At 70.1% G+C, this 23,708-nt stretch carries 16 protein-coding genes and 1 tRNA gene; 16 read left to right on the top strand and 1 reads right to left on the bottom strand.

All coding sequences use genetic code 11. The features are described from left to right. Positions 1–84: 84 nt before the first annotated feature. The 9 genes from ELQ40_RS09910 to ELQ40_RS09870 all read left to right on the top strand — a co-directional run bounded on the left by ELQ40_RS09910 (position 85) and on the right by ELQ40_RS09870 (position 12,795). Positions 85–315: a DUF6704 family protein gene (locus ELQ40_RS09910; RefSeq protein WP_127793542.1), complete on the top strand. Its 231-nt coding sequence runs from the start codon at positions 85–87 to the stop codon at positions 313–315. Positions 316–320: 5 nt separating this feature from the next. Then, entirely contained in the window at positions 321–1,091 is a 771-nt protein-coding gene (gene trpC / locus ELQ40_RS09905; RefSeq protein WP_127793541.1) for an indole-3-glycerol phosphate synthase TrpC, read from the top strand. A 1-nt stretch (position 1,092) separates the two neighbouring features. Next, a complete protein-coding gene (gene trpB / locus ELQ40_RS09900; RefSeq protein WP_127793540.1) occupies positions 1,093–2,301 on the top strand; it encodes a tryptophan synthase subunit beta in 1,209 nt (402 codons plus the stop codon). Further along, on the top strand, positions 2,298–3,077 hold the full coding sequence (gene trpA / locus ELQ40_RS09895) for a tryptophan synthase subunit alpha (RefSeq protein WP_127793539.1): 780 nt from the start codon (positions 2,298–2,300) through the stop codon (positions 3,075–3,077). Before trpB ends, trpA begins: the two co-directional genes overlap by 4 nt. Before the next feature lie 64 nt (positions 3,078–3,141). Next, a complete protein-coding gene (gene lgt / locus ELQ40_RS09890; protein WP_127793538.1) occupies positions 3,142–4,134 on the top strand; it encodes a prolipoprotein diacylglyceryl transferase in 993 nt (330 codons plus the stop codon). Positions 4,135–4,219: 85 nt separating this feature from the next. Continuing rightward, complete coding sequence (gene gltB, locus ELQ40_RS09885) at positions 4,220–8,809, top strand: glutamate synthase large subunit (RefSeq protein ID WP_127793537.1); 4,590 nt, start codon at positions 4,220–4,222, stop codon at positions 8,807–8,809. 53 nt (positions 8,810–8,862) lie between these two features. Continuing rightward, the gene (locus ELQ40_RS09880) at positions 8,863–10,320 is read left to right on the top strand and encodes a glutamate synthase subunit beta (protein ID WP_127793536.1); all 1,458 of its coding nucleotides are present in this window, start codon (positions 8,863–8,865) and stop codon (positions 10,318–10,320) included. Positions 10,321–10,392: 72 nt separating this feature from the next. Continuing rightward, on the top strand, positions 10,393–11,808 hold the full coding sequence (gene pyk, locus ELQ40_RS09875; RefSeq protein ID WP_127793535.1) for a pyruvate kinase: 1,416 nt from the start codon (positions 10,393–10,395) through the stop codon (positions 11,806–11,808). Positions 11,809–11,934: 126 nt separating this feature from the next. Next, positions 11,935–12,795 (top strand): alpha/beta fold hydrolase, encoded by an 861-nt coding sequence (locus tag ELQ40_RS09870; RefSeq protein ID WP_127793534.1) that lies wholly within the window; start codon positions 11,935–11,937, stop codon positions 12,793–12,795. A 55-nt stretch (positions 12,796–12,850) separates the two neighbouring features. Here ELQ40_RS09870 and ELQ40_RS09865 read toward each other — a convergent pair. Then, positions 12,851–12,933: transfer RNA gene (locus ELQ40_RS09865), tRNA-Leu, on the bottom strand. Between the two features lie 36 nt (positions 12,934–12,969). On the opposite strand from ELQ40_RS09865, the gene ELQ40_RS09860 reads away from it, so the two are divergent. The 7 genes from ELQ40_RS09860 to uvrB all read left to right on the top strand — a co-directional run bounded on the left by ELQ40_RS09860 (position 12,970) and on the right by uvrB (position 23,645). Beyond that, positions 12,970–13,575, top strand: coding sequence for an ANTAR domain-containing response regulator (locus ELQ40_RS09860; RefSeq protein WP_127793533.1), 606 nt, complete (start codon positions 12,970–12,972; stop codon positions 13,573–13,575). Between the two features lie 131 nt (positions 13,576–13,706). Next, positions 13,707–16,418 (top strand): DNA polymerase I, encoded by a 2,712-nt coding sequence (gene polA / locus ELQ40_RS09855; protein ID WP_127793532.1) that lies wholly within the window; start codon positions 13,707–13,709, stop codon positions 16,416–16,418. A gap of 53 nt (positions 16,419–16,471) precedes the next feature. Beyond that, positions 16,472–18,145 (top strand): DUF885 domain-containing protein, encoded by a 1,674-nt coding sequence (locus ELQ40_RS09850; RefSeq protein ID WP_127793531.1) that lies wholly within the window; start codon positions 16,472–16,474, stop codon positions 18,143–18,145. Between the two features lie 62 nt (positions 18,146–18,207). Continuing rightward, on the top strand, positions 18,208–19,233 hold the full coding sequence (locus ELQ40_RS09845) for an epimerase (protein ID WP_255424725.1): 1,026 nt from the start codon (positions 18,208–18,210) through the stop codon (positions 19,231–19,233). 108 nt (positions 19,234–19,341) lie between these two features. Further along, positions 19,342–20,793, top strand: a complete 1,452-nt coding sequence (gene rpsA, locus ELQ40_RS09840) for a 30S ribosomal protein S1 (RefSeq protein ID WP_127793530.1) — start codon at positions 19,342–19,344, stop codon at positions 20,791–20,793. Between the two features lie 86 nt (positions 20,794–20,879). Beyond that, the gene (gene coaE, locus ELQ40_RS09835) at positions 20,880–21,494 is read left to right on the top strand and encodes a dephospho-CoA kinase (RefSeq protein WP_127793529.1); all 615 of its coding nucleotides are present in this window, start codon (positions 20,880–20,882) and stop codon (positions 21,492–21,494) included. Between the two features lie 81 nt (positions 21,495–21,575). Further along, positions 21,576–23,645, top strand: coding sequence for an excinuclease ABC subunit UvrB (uvrB, locus tag ELQ40_RS09830; protein ID WP_127793528.1), 2,070 nt, complete (start codon positions 21,576–21,578; stop codon positions 23,643–23,645). Positions 23,646–23,708 lie beyond the last annotated feature (63 nt).

Raw genomic sequence — 23,708 nt, 5'->3', positions numbered from 1 at the left:
GATCCCGTCCGGCCGGTCGCGCGGACGGGGAGCGTGCGGACCGCCCGCTAGACTGGCACCGAACCCCCGCAACGAAGGAGCGACATGAGCACTGAGACCGCAGATCCCGGCCACGGACACTCGCCCGCGGCGTGGACGGCCGTCACGATCATGCTCATCGCGTTCTCGATCGGCACCGTGGCGTTCTTCTTCGACGTGCAGTGGCTGGTCTGGGCTTCGGCCGGGCTGCTCGTGGTCGGTCTCCTCGTGGGCTGGGCCCTCGCGCGCGCCGGGTACGGCGTCGGCGGGGCCAAGACCACACCGTCCTCCCACTGATCGACGTGCTCTCGGACCTGACGGCGAACGCCGTCGCCGACGCCCGCGCCCGTGAGGCGCTTCGCCCGTTCGCCGAGGTCGAGTCGGCGGCCCTGGCGCGCCCGACCGCGGTCGACGCCATCGCGGCGCTGGCCCCGGCATCCCATGTGAAGGTGATCGCCGAGATCAAGCGTTCGAGCCCGTCCCGCGGGTCGCTGGCCGAGATCACCGATCCGGCCGCGCTGGCGCGCACCTACGAACTCGGCGGGGCGAGCGCCATCAGCGTCCTCACCGAGGGCCGCAGGTTCGGCGGTTCGCTCGACGACCTCGAGGCCGTGCGCGCGGCGGTCGCACTGCCGGTGCTGCGCAAGGACTTCATCTCGAGCGAGTACCAGGTCTTCGAGGCGCGCGCCGCCGGCGCCGACCTCGTGCTGCTGATCGTCGCGGCGCTCGACGATGCCACGCTCCGGCGCCTCTACGCCCTGATCGTCGACCTCGGGATGACCCCGCTCGTCGAGACGCACTCGGCCGAGGAACTCGACCGCGCGGCCGCGCTGGGCGCGCGCCTCATCGGCGTCAACGCCAGGGACCTCTCGACCTTCGACCTCGACCGCGACCTCTTCGGTCGCCTCGTCGACCGATTCCCGACCGACGCGATCCGCGTCGCCGAGTCCGCGGTGCTCTCCGCGGACGACGTCGCCCACTACCGGCGGGCCGGCGCGCACGCCGTGCTGGTCGGCGAGGCGCTCGTCACCGGCGACCCGATCGCGAACCTCTCGGCATTCCTGGCGGTGTGACATGGCCCTGCGCGAACAGACCGGCCCGTACTTCGGCGACTTCGGCGGACGATTCGTCCCTGAATCCCTGATCGCAGCCCTCGACGAGCTCGGCGAGGCGTACACGCTCGCGAAGCTCGACCCGGCCTTCGACGCCGAGCTCAAGGAGCTCGGCCGCAGCTACACCGGTCGCCCGTCGATCATCACCGAGGTGCCCAGGTTCGCCGAGCACGCCGGTGGCGCCCGCATCATCCTGAAGCGCGAGGACCTGAACCACACCGGGTCCCACAAGATCAACAACGTGCTCGGCCAGGCGCTGCTCACCAAGCGGATCGGCAAGCGCCGCGTGATCGCGGAGACGGGCGCCGGCCAGCACGGCGTCGCGACGGCGACCGCCGCGGCGCTCTTCGGGCTCGACTGCACGATCTACATGGGCGAGGTCGACACCGAGCGCCAGGCGCTGAACGTCGCCCGCATGCGGCTGCTGGGCGCCGAGGTCATCGCCGTGAAGTCGGGATCCCGCACCCTGAAGGACGCGATCAACGACGCGCTCCGCGACTGGGTCACGAACGTGGCCGACACGAACTACATCTTCGGTACCGTCGCCGGCCCCCACCCGTTCCCGGAGATGGTCCGCGATTTCCAGAAGATCGTCGGCGAGGAGGCGCGCCAGCAGGTCCTCGACCTCACGGGTGCCCTGCCGGACGCCGTCACCGCGTGCGTCGGCGGCGGCTCGAACGCGATCGGCATCTTCCACGCCTTCCTCGACGACCCGGGCGTGGGCCTGTACGGCTTCGAGGCCGGTGGAGAGGGAGTCGACACGCCGCGGCACGCCGCGACCCTCACGAAGGGTCGCCCGGGCGTGCTGCACGGTGCGCGCAGCCTCATGCTGCAGGACGACGACGGCCAGACGATCGAGTCCCACTCGATCTCGGCCGGGCTCGACTACCCCGGCGTCGGCCCCGAGCACTCCTGGCTGGCGAGCATCGGGCGGGCCGAGTACCGTCCGGTGACGGATGCCGCCGCGATGGACGCGTTGCGACTGCTCACCCGCACCGAGGGGATCATCCCGGCCATCGAGTCCGCCCATGCCCTCGCCGGCACCCTCGAGCTAGGCAGGGAGCTCGGGTCGAACTCGACCATCCTCGTGAGCCTCTCCGGCCGCGGCGACAAGGACATGGACACGGCCGCCCGCTGGTTCGGCCTCTACGACGGCGAGGAGCAGGAATGAGGACCGTCGGCCCGGTCATCGCGCGGCGCAACGACGAGGCGGCCGGCGCGCTGATCGGGTACCTCCCGGTCGGATTCCCCGACCTCGACACGAGCGTCGAGGCTGCGGTGGCGCTCGTCGAGAACGGGGTCGACGCCCTCGAACTCGGTCTGCCCTACTCCGACCCCGTGATGGACGGCCCGGTCATCCAGGCCGCCACCGTGCAGGCGCTCGCGAACGGATTCCGCATCGCCGACGGCTTCGAGGCGGTGCGTCGGATCACCGAGCGCGTCGACGCACCGGTGCTGATCATGACCTACTGGAACCCCGTCGTGCAGTACGGCGTCGACCGCTTCGCCGACGACCTCGCGGCCGCCGGGGGTGCCGGCCTGATCACGCCCGATCTCATCCCCGACGAGGCATCCGACTGGCTCGCCGCCTCGGAGCGGACCGGACTCGATCGGGTGTTCCTCGCTGCCCCGACCTCGACCGACTCGCGCATCGACCAGGCCGTCGACCGGAGCCGCGGCTTCGTCTACGCCGTGTCGACGATGGGCATCACCGGCGCACGCGCCGACGTGGACGCCGCGGCGCGGACCCTCGTCGGTCGGTTGCAGGCCGCGGGTGCGCCGGCCAGCTGCGTCGGCGTCGGCGTCTCGACCGCTGCGCAGGTCGCCGAGGTGCTCGAGTACGCCGAGGGCGCGATCGTCGGTTCCGCCCTCGTGAAGGCACTCGCCGACGGCGGCGTCGCAGGCGTCGGCGACCTCGCGGCCGAGCTCGCGCGCGGCACGCGCTGAGTTTGAAGTACGCTCGTCTGGGCCGTCCGCGGCCCGACATCCCCGTGAGAAAGGCGCACCAGGCGTGAGCGCACCCCTGAGCATCCCGAGCCCCGACCCCGCATGGCAGGTCTGGGAGATCCCGATCTTCGGGTGGACGACGCTGAACATCCACACCTACGCGTTGTGCATCCTGCTCGGCATCATCCTCGCGGTCGTCATCACGTCTCGTCGCCTCACGAAGCGCGGCGCCGAACCCGGCGTCGTGCTCGACATCGCGTTGTGGGCGGTGCCGCTGGGCATCATCGGCGCCCGGCTGTACCACGTGCTCACCCACCCCGACGACTACTTCGCCGGACAGGAATGGTGGCGGGTCTTCGCGATCTGGGAGGGCGGCAACGCCATCTTCGGCTCTCTGATCGGCGGCGCCGTCGGCGTGTGGATCGGCTGCCGCATGACCGGGCTCCGGTTCTGGTCGTTCGCCGACGCCCTGGCGCCGGGCCTGCTCGTCGCGCAGGCGGTCGGCCGTATCGGCAACTGGTTCAACCACGAGCTGTTCGGTGCGCCCACGGACCTGCCCTGGGGCCTCGAGATCGAGTCCGACAACGCCGCCTGGCCGCAGGGCCTCGAAGCCGGCACGCTGTTCCACCCGACGTTCCTGTACGAACTGGTGTGGAACCTCGTCGGCGCCGCGGTCATCGTGCTGCTCGAGCGTCGCTTCACGCTTCGCTGGGGCCGAGCGTTCGCGGTCTACCTCATCTGGTACGGCGCCGGTCGTGCCTTCTTCGAGTCGATCCGCGTCGACCCGAGCGAGATGTTCCTGGGCGTGCGCACGAACGTGTGGGCGGCCTGGGCGGCGGTCGTCCTCGGCATCGTGATCCTCATCGTCCAGCGCCGCAGGCACACGGGCGGTGAGCCGAGCGTCTACGTACCGGGCCGTGAATGGGCCGGCCCCGACGCTGAGGTAGACTCGGACGACAGCGAGTCCGATTCCGACTCTCTCGACGACGGTGTCGAGGGCGAGAACGCACCCGGCGAGACGGAGGCCACAAGCCCCGGCCGGTCCGCTACCGCGTAACACCCACGTTCTCCGACGCGCCGCCGCACCTCGCGACGCGACCTACCCCTACCGGGCCGACGACGTCCCCCGCTACCACTAGTTGATGAGGACGGTTCACGTGTCGCTCACCCCACCCTTCTCGAGGTTCGGTACCGTCCCGACGGCTCAGGGCATGTACGACCCCGCCGCCGAGAAGGACGCCTGCGGCCTCGCGATGGTCGCGACCCTCCGCGGGTCGGCCGGCCACGACATCATCACCGCTGCCCTCGACGCCCTGCGCAACCTCGAGCACCGCGGTGCGGTCGGCTCGGACGCCGGCACGGGTGACGGCGCAGGCATCATCACCCAGATCCCCGACGCGTTCCTGCGCGAGGTCGCGGAGTTCGCGCTGCCGCCGGTCGGGCAGTACGCCGTCGGCAACGCCTTCCTGCCGCTCGACCCGACCGCGCGGAGCGCGATCAAGCAGCAGTTCGCGCGCATCGCCGAGCACGAGGGCCTTCGGGTCCTCGGCTGGCGCGAGGTGCCGGTACGCCCCGAGGAGCTCGGTGCGCTCGCCCGTGCCGCCATGCCCGCCGTGCAGCAGGTCTACGTCGCATCCGCCGCCGAGCGCGACGGCGTCCACCTCGCCGGCATCGCGCTCGACCGCCTCACGTTCCGGCTGCGCAAGCGCGCCGAGCGCGAGCTGGAGCTCTACTTCGCCTCGCTGTCGAGCCGCACCATGGTGTACAAGGGCATGGTCACCACGCTCCAGCTCGAGCCGTTCTATCCCGACCTCTCGGACGAGCGGTTCACGTCGAAGCTCGCCCTCGTGCACTCGCGGTACTCGACCAACACCTTCCCGTCGTGGCCGCTCGCGCAGCCGTTCCGGATGATCGCGCACAACGGCGAGATCAACACCATCCAGGGCAACCGCAACTGGATGCGCGCGCGGCAGTCGCAGCTGGAGGCCGACGTGCTCGGCGACCTCGCCCCCCTCATGCCGATCGTCACCGAGGGCGCCAGCGACTCGGCGTCCTTCGACGAGATCGTCGAACTCCTGACGCTCGCCGGCCGCAGCCTGCCGCACGCGATCATGATGATGGTGCCCGAGGCGTGGGAGAACCAGGCCGAGATCGACGCGGACCGCCGCGCGTTCTACGAGTACCACTCGATGCTCATGGAGCCGTGGGACGGCCCGGCGGCGATCGTGTTCACCGACGGTTCGCTGGTCGGTGCCACGCTCGACCGCAACGGGCTCCGCCCGGGTCGGTACGTCGTGACCGACGACGGCCTCGTCGTGCTGGCGAGCGAGATCGGCGTGCTCGACATCGACCAGTCGAAGATCGTCCGTAAGGGCCGGCTCCAGCCGGGCCGCATGTTCCTGGTCGACACGGAGGCGGGCCGCCTCATCGAGGACGACGAGATCAAGGCGCAACTGTCGACGTCGGCCCCATGGGGGGAGTGGCTCGAGGGCGGACGCATCCGGCTCGCCGACCTGCCCGAGCGCGAGCACATCGTGCATCCGCCGGCGTCGGTCAACCGCCGCCAGAAGACCTTCGGCTACACCGAGGAGGAGGTCAAGATCCTCCTCACGCCGATGGCGAAGACGGGCATGGAACCGCTCGGAGCGATGGGTTCGGATGCCCCGGTGGCGGTGCTGTCCGAACGGCCGCGGCTGCTCTTCGACTACTTCACGCAGCAGTTCGCCCAGGTCACGAACCCGCCGCTCGACTCCATCCGCGAGCAGGTCGTGACGTCGCTCGGCACCTCGCTCGGTCCCGAGCGCAACCTGCTGACCGCGGGACCCGAGCACGCGAAGCAGGTCGTGCTCGACTTCCCCGTGATCGACAACGACGAACTGGCCAAGATCGTCCACATCGATCCGCGCCCCGGCGCGAGCACGACGCGGACGCTTCGCGGCATCTACCGTGTCGACGCCGGCCCCGAGGCGCTCCGCGCCCGCTTGGCGGAGCTCTGCGTCGAGGTCGACGAGGCGATCGCCGAGGGCGCGGCCTTCATCGTGCTCTCCGACCGCGACTCGACGAAGGACCTCGCACCGATCCCGTCGCTGCTGATGCTCTCGGCGGTGCACCACCACCTGATCCGTTCGGGCGACCGCATGAAGGTCGGCATCGTCGTCGAGGCCGGCGACGTGCGCGAGGTGCACCACGTCGCGCTGCTCGTCGGGTACGGGGCATCCGCGGTCAATCCGTACCTCGCGATGGAGACCTGCGAGGACCTCGTGCGTTCGGGCGTCATCACGGGCGTCACGGCCGAGCAGGCGGTGCGCAACGTGATCAAGGCGCTCGGCAAGGGCGTGCTGAAGATCATGTCGAAGATGGGCATCTCGACCATCTCGTCGTATGCCGGCGCCCAGGCGTTCGAGGCGGTCGGACTCGACCAGGCGTTCATCGCCGAGTTCTTCACCGGTACCACGTCGAAGCTCGGCGGCGTCGGCCTCGATGTCGTCGCAGCCGAGAACCTGGCCAGGCACGCCGCCGCGTTCCCCGTCGACGAGGCCGTGCGGGCGCACGAGCGCCTGGCGACGGGCGGCGAGTACCAGTGGCGCCGCGACGGCTCGCCGCACCTGTTCAACCCGGACACGGTCTTCCGCCTGCAGCACTCGACGCGGACCCGCCGCTACGACATCTTCCGCGAGTACACCTCGCTGGTCGATTCGCAGGCCGAGCAGCTGATGACGTTGCGCGGCATGTTCGCGCTGCGCACGGGCACCCGCCCGGCCGTGCCGATCGACGAGGTCGAGTCGGTCGCCTCGATCGTGAAGCGCTTCTCGACGGGTGCGATGAGCTACGGCTCCATCTCGAAGGAGGCGCACGAGACCCTCGCGATCGCCATGAACCGGCTCGGCGCGAAGTCGAACACCGGAGAGGGCGGGGAGGACCTCGACCGTCTGCTCGACCCCGAGCGTCGCAGCGCGATCAAGCAGGTCGCGTCGGGCCGCTTCGGCGTGACGAGCATGTACCTCACGCACGCGGACGACATCCAGATCAAGCTCGCCCAGGGCGCGAAGCCCGGCGAGGGAGGGCAGCTGCCGCCGACGAAGGTGTACCCCTGGGTCGCGCGCACGCGGCACGCGACCGCCGGCGTCGGGCTCATCTCGCCGCCTCCGCACCACGACATCTACTCGATCGAGGACCTCAAGCAGCTCATCTTCGATCTGAAGCGCGCGAACCCCAAGGCGCGGATCCACGTCAAGCTCGTGAGCCAGTCGGGGATCGGCGCGGTCGCCGCCGGCACCGCGAAGGCCCTCGCCGACGTGATCCTCGTGTCGGGCCACGACGGCGGCACCGGAGCGAGCCCGCTGAACTCGCTGAAGCACGCCGGCACCCCGTGGGAGCTGGGCCTCGCCGAAACCCAGCAGACGCTCATGCTGAACGGCATGCGCGACCGCGTAGTGGTGCAGGTCGACGGTCAGATGAAGACGGGCCGCGACGTGGTGATCGGTGCCCTGCTCGGCGCCGAGGAGTTCGGATTCGCGACCGCGCCGCTCGTCGTCGAGGGCTGCGTCATGATGCGCGTGTGCCACCTCGACACCTGCCCGGTCGGCGTGGCCACGCAGAACCCCGAGTTGCGCAAGCGCTTCACCGGCAAGCCCGAGTTCGTCGTGAACTTCTTCGAGTTCATCGCGCAGGAGGTTCGCGAGTACCTCGCCGAGCTCGGGTTCCGCTCGATCGACGAGATCATCGGCCGGCGCGAACTGCTCGACGTCGACCGCGCGGTCACCCACTGGAAGGCATCGGGGCTCGACCTGACACCGGTGCTCGTCGGCCCGGACTTCTCCGAGTCGGAGCCGCGCCGCAACGCGCGCGCCCAGGACCACGAACTCGACGAGCACTTCGACAACGAACTCATCGCCCGCAGCGCGATGGTGCTCGACGACGGCGGCACGATCGAGATCGACCTGCCGATCCGAAACACCGAGCGTGCCGTGGGCACGATGCTGGGGCACGAGGTCACCGTCCGCCACGGCGAGCACGGCCTGCCCGCCGGATCGATCGACGTGACGCTCACCGGGTCGGCCGGGCAGTCGTTCGGTGCGTTCCTGCCGAACGGGGTGACGCTCCGCCTCGAGGGCGACTCGAACGACTACGTCGGCAAGGGGCTCTCGGGCGGCCAGATCATCGTGAAGCCGACGGATGACGCCGGCTTCGCCGCCGAGCGCAACGTCATCGCCGGCAACGTGATCGGATACGGCGCGACTCGCGGTTCGATGTTCATCCGCGGCATCGTGGGCGAGCGGTTCCTGGTGCGCAACTCAGGTGCCACCGCGGTCGTCGAGGGCGTGGGCGATCACGCGCTCGAGTACATGACGGGCGGCCTTGCGCTGATCCTCGGTGAGACCGGCCGCAACCTCGGTGCGGGCATGTCCGGCGGCACCGCTTACGTGCTCGGCCTCCGTGAGGGCCGGGTGAACCGGGAATCGCTCACGACGGGCGAGCTCGAGCTCCTGCCGCTCGGCAGCGCCGACCGCGAGATCGTTCGCGACCTGCTCGAGCAGCACCTCGCCCACACCGGTTCCGCGGTCGCGCAGTCGCTGCTCGACGAGGGCGACGCGGCGTTCGACCGGTTCACGAAGGTGCTGCCGCGCGACTACGCGGCGGTGCTCCGCACGCGGCAGGTCGCCGTCGACGAGGGACTCGACCCCGACGGCGATGTGGTCTGGACTCGAATCTTGGAGGTGACGGGTGGCTGACACGACCACGGTGTGGACTCGAGCCCTACCCATTGACTGCGTGGAGGTGACGGGTGGCTGACCCGAAGGGCTTTCTCAAGGTCACCGAGCGGGAGCTGCCGAAGCGGCGTCCCGTGCCGGTGCGCATCATGGACTGGAAAGAGGTCTACGAGCAGGGCGACCCGACGCAACTGCGTCGTCAGGCCGGCCGCTGCATGGACTGCGGCATCCCGTTCTGCCACCAGGGTTGCCCGCTGGGCAACCTGATCCCGGAGTGGAACGACCTCACCTATCGTGGCGAAGGTCGCGCCGCGGCCGATCGCCTGCACGCGACGAACAACTTCCCGGAGTTCACCGGGCGGCTGTGCCCCGCGCCATGCGAGTCGTCGTGCGTGCTGGGCATCAACCAGCCCGCGGTGACGATCAAGCAGGTCGAGGTCTCGATCGTCGACCAGGCGTTCGGCAGCGGATGGGTCCAGCCGCAGCCCCCGGGTCGGCTGACGGGCAAGACCGTCGCCGTCGTCGGATCGGGTCCTGCGGGCCTCGCCGCGGCCCAGCAGCTCACGCGTGCGGGCCACACCGTCGCGGTGTACGAGCGCGACGACCGCATCGGCGGTCTGCTGCGGTACGGGATCCCCGACTTCAAGATGGAGAAGAAGCACATCGACCAGCGGCTCGCGCAGATGACCGCCGAAGGCACCCGCTTCCGCGCGGGTGTCGACATCGGCGTGGACATCACGTGGGAGCAGTTGCGCGCGCGCTACGACGCGGTCGTCGTCGCGACCGGCGCGATGGTGCCGCGCGACCTGCCGATCCCGGGCCGCGACCTTCCGGGCGTCCACTTCGCGATGGAGTACCTCACCCAGGGCAACCGGGTGGTCGCCGGCGACGACGTCTTCGACCAGATCACGGCAGAGGACAAGCACGTCGTCGTCCTCGGCGGCGGCGACACCGGCGCCGACTGCATCGGCACCGCGCACCGCCAGGGCGCGCTCAGCGTGACGAACCTGGCCATCGGCAAGCAGCCCGGCACGATCCGTTCGACGAGCCAGCCGTGGCCGATGCATCCGACCCTCTTCGAGGTCCAGTCGGCGCACGAGGAGGGCGGCACGCGCGAGTACCTGGCGTCGACTGTCGAGTTCCTCGCGAACGAGGCCGGCGAGGTGCGGGCCATCCGCGTCGCCGAGACGGAGTTCGTCGACGGTCGGCGCGTGCCGAAGGCCGGCACCGAGCGTGAGATCCCGGCCGACCTCGTGCTGCTCGCCCTGGGCTTCACCGGGCCGGAGACCGAGACGGTCGATCCGCAGCTCGGTCTCGCCGTGAACGCGCGGGGCAACTTCGAGCGCGACGACCACTACGCGACGGCGACCCCCGGCGTCTACGTCGCGGGCGACGCCGGGCGCGGCCAGTCCCTCATCGTCTGGGCGATCGCCGAGGGCCGGGCTGCGGCCGCGGCCGTCGACCGGTACCTTGAAGGCGAGACCCGGCTGCCGAGCCCGATTCCGGCGAGCGCGCGAGCGTTCGCCGTCTGACGGACCGGCCCGCTTCGGGTCGGCCACCGACCCGCGCCCGTCGGCGCGGAACAACTGGGAGCACACAACGAAATGAGACGAGCGAAGATCGTCGCCACCCTCGGGCCGGCGACGTCGAGCTATGAGCAGATCCGCGCCATCATCGACGCGGGCGTCGACGTGGCGCGGATGAATCTGAGCCACGGCAGCTACGATGTCCACGAGGGCGTCTACCAGAACGTCAGGAAGGCCGCGAACGACTCGGGTCGCTCGATCGCCGTGCTCGTCGACCTGCAGGGACCGAAGATCCGGCTCGGCAAGTTCGAGGGCGGTCCGTACGATCTGGCCGAGGGCGACATCTTCAAGATCACGACCGAGGACGTCGTGGGCACCAAGGAGCTCGTCGGCACCACGTTCAAGGGGCTTCCCCAGGACGTGAAGCCGGGGGACTTCCTCCTCATCGACGACGGCAAGGTCCGCGTCGAGGTGCTCGAGACCGACGGCGTCGTCGTGACGACGAAGGTCGTCGTGGCCGGCCCCGTCTCGAACAACAAGGGCATCAACCTTCCCGGTGTCGCGGTCAACGTGCCCGCGCTCTCCGAGAAGGACGAGGCGGACCTGCGTTGGGGCCTCGAACTGGGTGCCGACCTCATCGCGCTCTCCTTCGTGCGCAACGCGGCGGACATCACGCGAGTCCACGAGATCATGGACGAGGTGGGACGCCGTGTCCCCGTCGTCGCCAAGGTCGAGAAGCCGCAGGCGGTCGACCACCTCGAGGAGATCATCGAGGCGTTCGACGCCATCATGGTCGCGCGCGGCGACCTCGGCGTCGAACTGCCGCTCGAGGCGGTGCCGATCGTTCAGAAGAAGGCCGTCGAGATCGCGCGCAAGCTCGCGAAGCCCGTGATCGTGGCGACGCAGATGCTCGAGTCGATGATCCACAGCCCCGTGCCGACCCGCGCCGAGACGTCGGACGTCGCGAACGCGGTGCTCGACGGCGCGGACGCGGTGATGCTGTCGGGCGAGACGAGCGTCGGCGAGTACCCGGTGATCACGGTGCAGACCATGGCGCGCATCGTCTCCTCGACCGAGCAGCACGGGCTCGAGCGCGTGCCGAAGCTCGGTACGAAGCCGCGGACGCAGTCGGGCGCGATCACGGCTGCGGCGGTCGACATCGGCGACTTCGTCGACGCGAAGTACCTCTGCGTGTTCACGGAGTCGGGGGAGTCCGTGCGTCGGATGTCCCGTCTGCGCTCGCGGATCCCGATCCTCGCGTTCACTCCCGACCAGGCGATCCGTCGTCGGATGTCGTTGTTCTGGGGCGTCGAGTCGTTCGTCGTCGACCGGGTCACGCACACCGACCAGATGGTCGGCCAGGTCGACGAGGTGCTGAAGCGGTCGGGTCGCGCGGTCGACGGCGACACGGTCGTCATCATCTCGGGATCGCCTCCCGGAATCCCCGGCACCACGAACGACGTGCGGGTGCACCGCGTCGGCGAGGTGCTCTGACCTGATCGTCGACGGGTCCGACTGCGAATGCGGTCGGACCCGTCCGTGTCTGCCCGGCGGTTTCGCATTGCGCCCGGCGGCTTCGCGGCCTGTCCGGCGGCTTCGCGGCCGTGGCACAATGCAGGCATGGCGGACCGGTCGCGGCAGTCGGTGCTGGTCGAACGTTCGGCGACGATCGACGGGGTGAAGGTGCACCTGCGCACGTCGCCGGAGCCGAGCGCCGGGGCCGCGATGATGCACGTGCACGGCTTCGGGCTCTCCGGCCGGTACCTCGTGCCGACGGCAGAGCGGCTCGCATTCGAGTTCCGGACCATCGTTCCCGACCTGCCGGGATTCGGCCGAAGCGGCCGGGTGCGAGGGGCGCTCGACGTGCCGGACCTGGCGCGGGCCGCGGTCCGCATCCTCGACGACGCGGGGATCGAACGGGCGACCCTCGTCGGCAACTCGATGGGATGCCCCGTCATCTGCGAGTTCGCGCACCAGTTCCCGGATCGTCTGGAACGAGCCGTGCTCGTCTCGCCCGCCGGGGGTCTGCACAACCAGCCGTTCGTGCGCGCGGTCGGGCAGCTTGCCCGCGACGGCGGCCGCGAGCCGTCATCGTTGATCAGGGTGGTCACCCCGGACTACCTCAGGTTCGGGATCTCCAGCACGGCGCGCATGTTCACCGCCCTGACCAGGTATCCGACGCTCGAGCGGCTCCTGGCCCTCGACGTGCCGACCCTCGTCGTGGTCGGCGACCGCGACCCGCTGATGCCGGCGCCGGAACGCATCCGGGAGGTCGCCGAGCACGTCGACAACCGCGTGCTCGTAGTGGCGATCGAGGGCGCCGCGCACGCGATCAACTTCAGCCACCCCGACGAGCTGGCGCGCACCATCCGCCTGTTCATGGCGGACGCCCCGATCACGGACGACCCGGCGGCGCCGGGACGCGCGCGCATCATGGAGGTCCACCGGGGGAGCCGGCATCCGCGGTCCGATGCCGGATGACGCGACGCATCGAGCGCGAACGGGTGCGCGCCTCGGGCGCGGGTCGCCGTATCGGTGCCGGTGGTGGGGGTCGAACCCACACGCCCTTTCGGGCAAAGCATTTTGAGTGCTCCGCGTCTGCCATTCCGCCACACCGGCCAGAGGCCTCGGCCAGAATACCGTAGGCTTTGAGCCGTGACAGACAGCGAAACCACCCAGTCGGCGCCGCGCCGAGTCGTCGTTGCGGAAGACGAGTCGCTCATCCGGCTCGACATCGTCGAGACCCTCCGCGACAACGGCTTCGAGGTCGTCGGCGAGGCCGGCGACGGCGAGACCGCGGTCGCGCTGGCGACCGAACTGCGCCCCGACCTCGTCATCATGGACGTGAAGATGCCCCAGCTCGACGGCATCTCGGCGGCCGAGCGCCTCTCGAAGGGGCACATCGCCCCGGTGGTGCTGCTGACGGCGTTCAGCCAGAAGGAGCTCGTCGAGCGGGCCAGCGAGGCCGGCGCCCTGGCGTACGTGGTGAAGCCGTTCACGCCGAACGACCTGCTGCCCGCGATCGAGATCGCGCTCGCGCGGCACGCCCAGATCATCGCCCTCGAGGCAGAGGTCGGCGACCTCGTCGAGCGCTTCGAGACGCGCAAGCTCGTCGACCGCGCCAAGGGCCTCCTCAACGAGAAGATGGGCCTCAGCGAGCCCGACGCGTTCCGGTGGATCCAGAAGGCCTCGATGGACCGTCGTCTCACGATGCGCGACGTCTCGCAGGCCATCATCGAGCAGCTCTCGCCGAAGAAGTAGCGGTCGGGCGCAGCCCGCGGAACCGCCGATCGGATGCCGCGCCGGGGACTTCCCCGGCGCGGCATCCGTCGTCTGCGCGCGGGCGGACGGAGGCGTCGGGCCGTGTCGGCGGCCGCTTGTAGGCTGACATGGTGTCGGACCCCCAGAAGCCCACCCTCCTCGTCATCGACGGCCACTCGCTGGCCTTCCGCGCGTTCTACGCCCTCCCGGTCGACAGCTTCACCACGCGTGACGGCCAGCACACGAACGCGATCCACGGCTTCCTGTCGATGCTCCTGCTCCTGTTGCAGAACGAGCGACCGACGCACCTCGCGGTCGCGTTCGACAAGTCGCGCGTGTCCTTCCGGACCCGCGAGTACGAGGACTACAAGGGCAACCGCGGCGAGACCCCGGCGGAGTTCAAGGGGCAGGTACCGCTACTCCAGCAGGCGCTGCAGGCCATGGGCATCACGGTGCTCGAGATGGACGACTTCGAAGCCGACGACCTGCTCGCGACGCTGGCGACGCGCGGGGAGGCCGGCGGGTACCGGGTGCTGCTCGTCTCGGGCGACCGGGACACGATCCAGCTCGTCAACGACGAGGTCACGCTGCTCTACCCGAATTCGCAGGGCGTCTCGCAGCTCAAGCGGTACGACCCCGCTGCCGTGGTCGAGCGCTACGGGATCCGGCCCGAGCAGTATCCCGACGTCGCCGCCCTCGTCGGCGAGACGAGCGACAACCTGCCGGGCATCACCAAGGTGGGCGAGAAGACCGCGGTCAAGTGGCTGGGGCTGTACGGCGACCTCGCCGGCATCCTCGAGCATGCCGATGAGATCAAGGGCGTGGCGGGGGAGAACCTGCGCCGTGAGCGGGCCAACGCCGAACGCAACCGCCGCTTGAACGCGCTGGTGCGCGACGTGCCCGTCGACGTCGAGCTCGACTCGCTCGAGTCGAAGCCGATCGACCTCGACGCGGTTCGACCGCTCTTCCAGCGTCTCGAGTTCCGCGCGCTGATGGACCGGCTGACCAAGCTGGCCCAGACCGATCCGTCGGCCGCCGTCGGCACCGGCGGTGGGGTGACCGGCGGGGGCACCGCGACGGAGGCCGATGCCGCCGACGAGACACCGGCGCCTGCGGCGCCTCGTTCGGCCCGCCCGCTCGGGGATGACCTGACGGCCTGGCTGGAGCGCGCCCAGGAGGCTGAGCCGGCCGGCCTCGGCCTGCACCTCGAAGTCCTCGACGGCCGGGTGATCGGGGCGGGCGTCGCGACGCGCGAGGAGACGATCGAGGTCCAGTGGCAGGCGGGTCGTCCCGAGCTCGAGGGGTTCGAGGCGTGGCTGGCCGGGCCGGCACCGAAGATCGTCACCGATGCGAAGCCGCAGCTCAAGGCGCTCGCGCGGACCGGGCTGGCCTTCGAGGGGCTCGTCGTCGATCCGCTGCTCGCCGGATGGCTGCTCCGTCCGAACCTCCAGGAGAAGACCCTCGCCGACCTCGTGGAGCGCTACCTCGGCGAGACCGTGCCGCAGGGCGACCCGTCGCAGTTGGTGGCCGTCGAGGGCGAGGCTGCCGGCGCGCCCGAACTCGCCTGGTACGGCGTGCGGCTCGCGCCGGCCGTGCTCGCGGCCCTGCCGGAGGAGGGCCGTTCGGTGCTCGCCGACATCGAGATGCCGCTCGTCCCGGTGCTCGCGGCGATGGAACTGCGCGGCGTCGCCGTCGACCACGCCCGCCTCGCCGAGCTCTCGTCCGGGCTCGGTGAACGTGCCGCGTCGCTCGCGGCCGCGGCGTACGCCGAGATCGGCCGCGAGGTCAACCTCGGCTCGCCCAAGCAACTCCAGGAAGTGCTCTTCGACCAGCTCGGCATGCCGAAGACCCGCGCGACCAAGACGGGCTACTCGACGGATGCGAACGCCCTCGCGGACCTGCAGGACTCGAATCCCCACCCGTTCCTCGGGCTCCTGCTCGAGCATCGCGACGCGACCAAGCTCCGGCAGATCGTGGACGCACTCGACAAGTCGATCGGCTCCGACGGTCGTATCCACACGACGTACGGCCAGGTCGGTGCGGCGACCGGGCGCATGTCCAGCAACGACCCGAACCTGCAGAACATCCCCATCCGCACCGAGGAGGGCCGTCGCATCCGCGAGGCGTTCCGGCACGGCGACGAGTTCGCGGAGCTGCTCACGGCCGACTACTCGCAGATCGAGATGCGGATCATGGCGCACCTGTCCGGCGACCCCGGGCTCATCGAGGCGTTCAACGCCGGCGAGGACCTGCATCGCTTCGTCGGTGCGCGCGTCTTCGGCGTCGAACCGGCGGATGTCTCGGCGCTCATGCGCACCAAGGTGAAGGCCATGTCGTACGGCCTCGCGTACGGGCTCAGCGCGTTCGGGTTGTCGAAGCAGCTCCGGATCGAGCGGGCCGAGGCCACGCAGCTCATGAAGGACTACTTCGAGCGCTTCGGCGCGGTGCGCGACTACCTGCGAGGCGTGGTCGAGCAGGCCCGCATCGATGGCTACACCGAGACGATCTTCGGCCGGCGGCGCCCGTTCCCCGACCTCAACAGCCCGAATCGGGTGCTGCGTGAGAACGCCGAACGCGCGGCGCTGAACTCGCCGATCCAGGGGTCGGCGGCCGACCTGATCAAGCTGGCGATGAGCCGGATCGAACACGCGTTCGCCGACGGCGGCCTCCGGTCGCGGATGCTCCTCCAGGTGCACGACGAGTTGATCTTCGAGGTCGCCGACGGCGAGCGCGACGAGGTGGAGGCGATCGTGCGCGACCGCATGGCGCACGCCGCCGACCTCCTCGTGCCCCTCGACGTGCAGATCGGCCGCGGAGCCAGCTGGGACGACGCCGCGCACTGACGGCCGCGTCGGTCGCCGGGGCGGGCGTCGGTCGCTGGGGCTATGGTCGGAGGATGGCCGACCATGAGCGCACCCCGACCGACATCGACCGGATCGCGGAGGGCTGGGTCGACACCGTCGTCCAGCTCCAGCCGACCCTCGGCACGTACATCGGTCGGCGCGAGGTCGATGACCGACTGCCCGACTACTCGCCGGACGGTCACGACCGAGCAGCCGAGGCGATGCGCGACACGCTCGCCGCGATCCGGGCCGTCGAACCGGTCGACGGCGTCGACCTCGTGACCGCCACCGACCTCGGGAGCGAGCTCGAACTGGCGCTCGAGGAGCACGCGGCGCAACTGCACCTGCGGGACCTCAACGTGATCGCGAGCCCCGCGCAGGACATCCGCGAGGCGTTCGACCTGATGGCGACCGAATCGGTCGACGATTGGGAGCGGATCGCGGCGAGGCTGCGTGCCGTCCCGAACGCCGTCGACGGGTATGCCGCGAGCCTTCGGCTCGGCATCGAGCGCGGCATCGTCCCGGCCGTCAGGCAGGCTCGCGAAGTGGCGTCGCAGTCGCGGCGCCAGGCGCGTTCGGACGGCTTCTTCGCCACGTTCACGGCCGAGGCCCGAGCCGACGGCGAGGCGCTCCCAGATGCGCTGCGGGCCGATCTCGCGCGGGCGTCGTCCGACGCTGCGGCGGCCTACGAACAGCTCGCGGACTTCCTCGAGTCCGAACTCGCACCCCGGGCGGGTGCGGACGACGCCGTCGGGCGCGACATCTACGCGCTGCGTTCGCGGCACTTCCTCGGCGCGTCCGTCGACCTCGACGAGACCTACGAGTGGGGCATCGAGGAGCTCGAGCGCATGGTCGCCGAGCAGGAGGCCATCGCGCGGCAGATCGTCCCTGGGGCATCCGTCGCCGAGGCGGTCGCGCACCTCGACGCCGATCCGAGCCGGAAGCTCTTCGGGACCGATGCGCTGCAGGCCTGGATGCAGGAGACGAGCGACCGCGCGGTCGCCGAGCTCGGCGCCACGCAGTTCGACATCCCCGAGGAGATCCGCACGCTGGAGTGCATGATCGCCCCGACCCAGGAGGGCGGCATCTACTACACCGGACCCACGGACGACTTCTCGCGGCCGGGGCGCATGTGGTGGTCGGTGCCCGAGGGCGTCACGGAGTTCGACACCTGGCGAGAGCTCACGACGGTCTACCACGAGGGCGTGCCCGGGCATCACCTGCAGATCGGCCAGGCTGTGGTGAATCGCCGGACCTTGAACACGTGGCGTCGGCAGCTCGCCGGCTCGTCTGGGCACGCCGAGGGCTGGGCCCTGTACGCGGAACGCCTCATGGAGGAACTCGGATACCTCGACGACCCGGCCGATCGGCTCGGGATGCTCGACGGGCAGCGCCTGCGTGCGGCACGCGTCGTGCTCGACCTCGGGGTGCACCTGCGCAAGCCGCTGCCCGACGGCGGCGGCGTCTGGACGGGGGACTACGCGTTCGGGTTCCTCCGTGAGAACGTGGCGATGAACGACGAGTTCGTGCGATTCGAGGTGAACCGCTACCTCGGATGGCCCGGGCAGGCTCCCTCGTACAAGGTCGGCCAGCGCATCTGGGAGCAGTTGCGCGACGACACCCGCCGGCGGGAGGGCGCAGCCTTCGACATCCGCGGATTCCACAAGCGCGCCCTCGACCTCGGCGGCGTCGGCCTCGACACCCTGCGCCGGGCGCTGCTCGGGTGAGCACCCGAGCGACCGGCGCCTCGGACGAGGATGGCGACCTCCGCCCCGATCCCGACCTCCGCGTGAGCCGGATCGTCGTCGGGGGAGCGTCGGGCTTCATGGGGCGCCACCTGGTCGAGGCGTTCCGGCGAGACGGTGCGGAGGTCCGCACGATCGGCCGGGGGGCCGGCGCGGATGCCTCCTGGGGCGACCCCGACGCGATCGACGCGGTCGTCGACGGCGCAGACCTCGTGATCGGACTGGCGGGAAAGAGCGTCGACTGCCGGTACACGCCGGCGAACCGCGCGGAGATCGTGCGGTCGCGGGTCGAGACGACTCGGGAGCTCGCCGCGTCGATCGCCCGCGCCGACGTGCCGCCGCGGCTCTGGGTCAACGCGTCGACGGCGACCATCTACCGTCACGCCGACGATCGGCCGATGAACGAGCGCGGGGGAGAACTCGGCACCGGGTTCTCGGTCGACGTGGCCCGCGCGTGGGAGGGTGCGTTCTTCGAGTCCGACCTGCCCGCGACCCGGCGGGTCGCGCTGCGGGCGGCGATCACGCTCGGCCACGGCAGCGCGCTGGTGCCGCTGGCCAGGCTCGCACGGCTCGGGCTCGGCGGGCGACAACTCGACGGCAGGTGGCCGGCGACGAGGGCGCGGCTCCGGGCCGGCACGTACCACCGCTTCCGTACGCGCGGCGGCCGCCAGCGATTCAGCTGGGTGCACCTCGACGACGTCGAGGGGGTGATCCGGTTCCTCGTCGATCATCCGGAGATCGACGGCGTGGTGAACCTCTCGTCGCCGCACCCGGTCGACAACCGCGAGTTCATGGCCGCGGTGCGGCGGTCGGTCGGCATGCCCGTCGGGGTGCCGTTGATGCGATGGATGCAGGAGTTGGGCGCCGCCGTGATCCGGACGGAGACTGAGCTCACGCTGAAGAGCCGCTGGGTGCTGCCGGAGCGGCTGCTGGAGGCCGGGTACGAGTTCCGACACCCCGATCTCCAACCCGCGCTCGACGGGCTGATCGGCCGCGGGCGGCCCGATCGCCCGCGTGGGGCCCGGAGCCGCGGATCGGCCGGGTTGCCGGGGGAGCGGGGCATCCGTTAGGATTGACTGTCACTCTTGTGACATCCATGTCCGCATGCCCATCGCGGAACCAACACACGATCGAAACTCGCGACGGGCCTGATTCTGTCCATTCGGAGCATCCACTACATGACCACCGCAACGACCAAGGCGCCCAAGCAGGTCGCGATCAACGACATCGGATCTGCTGACGATTTCCTCGCCGCGGTCGAGAAGACGCTCAAGTTCTTCAACGACGGCGACCTCATCGAGGGCACCGTCGTGAAGATCGACCGCGACGAGGTCCTCCTCGACGTCGGCTACAAGACCGAGGGTGTCATCCCCTCGCGCGAGCTTTCCATCAAGCACGATGTCGACCCGACCGAGGTCGTCAACGTCGGCGACACCGTCGAGGCCCTCGTCCTCCAGAAGGAGGACAAGGAAGGCCGCCTCATCCTGTCCAAGAAGCGCGCCCAGTACGAGCGCGCGTGGGGCGACGTCGAGAAGATCAAGGAGTCCGACGGCGTCGTGACCGGCCAGGTCATCGAGGTCGTCAAGGGCGGCCTCATCGTCGACATCGGCCTCCGCGGCTTCCTGCCGGCCTCGCTCATCGAGCTGCGCCGCGTCCGCGACCTCACGCCGTACCTCGGCCAGGAGATCGAGGCGAAGATCCTCGAGCTCGACAAGAACCGCAACAACGTCGTGCTCTCGCGCCGCGCGCTGCTCGAGCAGACGCAGTCCGAGTCGCGTTCGACCTTCCTCGCCAACCTGCACCCCGGTCAGGTCCGCAAGGGCGTCATCTCGTCGATCGTCAACTTCGGTGCGTTCGTCGACCTCGGCGGCGTGGACGGCCTCGTGCACGTCTCCGAGCTGTCGTGGAAGCACATCGAGCACGCCAGCGAGGTCGTCGAGGTCGGCCAGGAGGTCACCGTCGAGGTGCTCTCCGTCGAGCTCGACCGCGAGCGCGTCTCGCTGTCGCTCAAGGCGACGCAGGAGGACCCGTGGCAGGTCTTCGCCCGGACCCACGCGATCGGCCAGGTCGCACCGGGCAAGGTCACCAAGCTGGTTCCGTTCGGCGCGTTCGTGCGCGTCGCGGACGGCATCGAGGGCCTCGTGCACATCTCGGAGCTGTCGGCCAAGCACGTCGAGCTCGCCGAGCAGGTCGTGTCGGTCGGCGAAGAGGTCTTCGTCAAGGTCATCGACATCGACCTCGAGCGTCGCCGCATCTCGCTGTCGCTCAAGCAGGCGAACGAGGGCGTCGACCCCGAGGGCACCGAGTTCGACCCGGCGCTCTACGGCATGCTCACCGAGTACGACGAGCAGGGCAACTACAAGTTCCCCGAGGGCTTCGACTCGGAGACCAACGAGTGGCGCGAGGGCTTCGAGGCCCAGCGCGAGGAGTGGGAGCAGCAGTACGCCGCAGCCCAGGCTCGCTGGGAGGCGCACAAGAAGCAGGTTGCTGCTTCGCTCACCGCGCAGGCGAACGACGACTCGTTCTCCGGCGCCGGCGCCTCGTACTCGAGCGACTCGGCCGGCGCGGGCACCCTCGCCGACGACGCGTCGCTCGCGGCGCTGCGCGAGAAGCTCTCGAGCAACAACTGATCGTCGTCCTGACGACTGCACCGGAGGCCGGTCCCGATTCGGGGCCGGCCTTCGGCGTCCGCGGCGGGCGCCGGTAGGCTCGTGGTGTGTATCTGATCGGCCTCACCGGCGGCATCGCGTCCGGCAAGTCCACGGTCGCGCGGCGACTCTACGAGCACGGTGCCGTGCACCTCGACGCCGACCAGCTCGCGCGCCGTGTGGTCGAACCCGGAACGCCCGCGCTGGCGGCGATCGTCGAGGCGTTCGGGACCGACGTGCTCCGCCCCGACGGTGCGCTCGACCGCGACCGGCTCGGGCGGCTGGTCTTCGCCGACGACGCTGCGCGGGCGCGCCTCAACGGCATCGTGCACCCCGCGGTCCGCGAGCTCTCCGCGCGGCTCATCAGGGAGGCTGGCGAACGTGACCCCGACGCGATCGTCGTGTACGACGTGCCGCTGCTCGTGGAGGCGTCCGTCGACCACCCGTTCGACCTCATCGTCGTGACCAGCGCCGGTCGGAAGGAACAGGTCAAGCGACTGGTCGACGAACGCGGGCTCGAGCCCGAGCACGCCGAGGCGCGGATCGACGCGCAGGTCGACGACGAGGAGCGCCGGCGCATCGCCGACGTCGTCATCGACACGTCGGGCACGCTCGGCCATACCGTGAGCCAGGCCGACGCGCTCTGGGCCCGGATCGTCGAAGAACGTCGCTCGAAGGGCTGAGCGCGCCGCTCCGTTCGCGGCGGTGATCGCCGCGGGCGAACCCCGGGTTCGGTGTCGGTGGCCGAATCTAGACTGGAGGGCATGCAGGCCACGCGATCCGTCCGTCCGTTCGAGGTCGTGAGCGAGTATCGCCCGAGCGGCGATCAGCCGCAGGCCATCGCGGAGCTCGCCGGGCGGATCAACGCCGGCGAGACCGATGTCGTGCTGCTCGGCGCGACGGGAACCGGCAAGTCGGCGACGACGGCGTGGCTCATCGAGCAGGTCCAGCGGCCGACGCTCGTGCTCGCGCACAACAAGACACTGGCAGCGCAGCTCGCGACCGAGTTCCGAGAGCTGATGCCGAACAACGCCGTCGAGTACTTCGTCTCCTATTACGACTACTACCAGCCCGAGGCGTACGTGCCGCAGACCGACACCTTCATCGAGAAGGACTCGTCGGTCAACGCCGAGGTCGAGCGGCTCCGCCATTCGACGACGAACTCCCTGTTGAGTCGGCGAGACGTCGTGGTCGTGTCGACCGTCTCCTGCATCTACGGACTCGGCACGCCGGAGGAGTACCTCGCGGCGATGATGCCGCTGCAGGTGGGGCAGCGGGTCGATCGCGACTGGCTCATCCGCAAGTTCGTGTCGATGCAGTACCAGCGCAACGACGTGGCCTTCAGCCGGGGCACGTTCCGGGTGCGCGGCGACACCATCGAGATCATCCCGGTGTACGAGGAGCACGCCATCCGCATCGAGATGTTCGGCGACGAGATCGAGGCGTTGTTCAGCCTGCATCCGCTGACGGGCGAGGTCGTGGAGAAGCTCGACGCGGTGCCGATCTTCCCGGGCTCGCACTACGTCGCGAGCACCGACGTGATGCAGCGCGCGATCGGCACGATCCGCGACGAGCTCGACGAGCGGCTCGCCGAGCTCGAACGCGAGGGCAAGCTGCTCGAGGCGCAGCGGCTGCGCATGCGCACCACGTTCGACCTCGAGATGATGGAGCAGATCGGATTCTGCTCGGGCATCGAGAACTACTCGCGGCACATCGACGGCCGCGCGCCGGGCGAGGCGCCGCATTGCCTGCTCGACTACTTCGCCGACGACTTCCTCGTCGTCATCGACGAGTCGCACGTCACGGTGCCGCAGATCGGCGCGATGTACGAGGGCGACTCGTCGCGCAAGCGCACGCTCGTGGAGCACGGGTTCCGGCTGCCGAGCGCGCTGGACAACCGGCCGCTGAAGTGGGACGAGTTCAAGGCGCGCGTCGGTCAGTCCGTGTACCTCTCGGCCACGCCCGGCCGCTACGAGATGGGGATCGCCGACGGGGTCGTGCAGCAGATCATCCGGCCGACCGGGCTGGTCGATCCGGAGATCGTGGTGAAACCCAGCAAGGGGCAGATCGACGACCTGCTCGAGGAGATCCGGATCCGCGCGGAGCGCGACGAGCGGGTGCTCGTCACCACCCTCACCAAGCGCATGGCGGAGGAGCTGACCGACTTCCTCACCGAGGCCGGCGTCCGGGTCAGGTACCTGCACTCGGACGTCGACACCCTGCGCCGCGTCGAGCTGCTGAGCGAGCTCCGCGCGGGCGTGTACGACGTGCTCGTGGGCATCAACCTGCTCCGTGAGGGTCTCGACCTTCCCGAGGTGTCGTTGGTCGCGATCCTCGATGCCGACAAGGAGGGCTTCCTCCGATCCTCGACCTCGCTCATCCAGACGATCGGCCGCGCCGCCCGAAACGTGTCCGGCCAGGTGCACATGTACGCGGACGTCGTCACCGATTCGATGGCGAGCGCGATCGACGAGACCACGCGCCGGCGCGAGTTGCAGCTCGAGTTCAACCGGGTGAACGGCATCGACCCGCAGCCCCTCCGCAAGCGCATCGCGGACATCACCGAGGTGCTGGCGCGCGAAGAGGCCGACACGGCCGAACTGCTGGCGGGCCGTGACGCCGGCCGCAAGAAGGCTCCGGTCCCGAACCTCCGTCGCGAGGGCATCGCGGCCGAGGGGGCGAACGATCTGGAGGACCTCATCCGCGACCTCAACGAGCAGATGCTCGAGGCCGCCGGCGAGCTGAAGTTCGAGCTCGCCGCGCGCCTGCGCGACGAGGTGCAGGAGCTCAAGCGCGAGCTCCGTCAGATGGAGAAGGCCGGTCACCTGGGCTGATCGCGGTTCGGCGGGGCGAGTACGGAGCAGCGATTCGAACGTATGTTCGCTGAGAGCATTCCT

The sequence above is a fragment of the Agromyces sp. LHK192 genome, from assembly GCF_004006235.1.
Classification (GTDB): domain Bacteria; phylum Actinomycetota; class Actinomycetes; order Actinomycetales; family Microbacteriaceae; genus Agromyces.
This window is presented reverse-complemented; position numbering and strand designations above follow the sequence as displayed.